Here is a 652-nt window from a genome sequence, read left to right on the forward strand (position 1 = left end):
TAGGGCGTGTCTCCCAAAGCCTGATGACCGCATCCGGGATGCTTGATGGGTGTCGCGTACTTCCGTTTTGACTGATGGGCAATGGGCCCGCATCCAGCCGCTACTGCCGTCCTCTGCAGGCCGGCGGGGTCGTCCTTTTCGGGACGACCGCCGAGTGGTCGAGGGCATCATCTACCGGTATCGCTGCGGGATCGCTTGGCGGGATGTGCCTGCCGAGTTCGGTCCGTGGCAGACCATCTGGAAGCGTCACCGCCGCTACAGCGGTGACGGAACGTGGGACAGCATTCTGGCGGCGCTGCTGACGGTCGCCGATACCCAGGGTGAGGTGGACTGGTCGGTCTCGGTCGACTCGACGGTCAACCGTGCCCACCAGCACGGCACCAACCTTCCCCGCACCACAGGGGGACCGCTCGAATTACATGAATCTGTTTGCTGAACCGGACGACCATGCCATTGGCCGTTCCCGCGGTGGACTGAGTACCAAGATCCACGCCCTGGTGGACGGCAAAGGCCGGCCTTTGGTCCTGCTGGTCGCACCGGGCCAGGGTGGAGATGCGCCGATGTTCGCCCACCTCATGAACCAGTTGAAGATCAACCGTGCCGGTCCGGGCAGGCCACGCACCCGCCCGGACCGGATCCGCGGAGACAAGGC

General features: G+C 64.9%; 1 pseudogene. It reads left to right on the forward strand.

Annotated features, from left to right (window positions below):
* Positions 1 to 49: 49 nt before the first annotated feature.
* Positions 50 to 652 (forward strand): annotated as a pseudogene (locus tag IEW19_RS23860) (IS5 family transposase); the annotation flags it as partial.

It is taken from the genome of Arthrobacter liuii (assembly GCF_014639275.1).
GTDB lineage: Bacteria > Actinomycetota > Actinomycetes > Actinomycetales > Micrococcaceae > Arthrobacter > Arthrobacter liuii.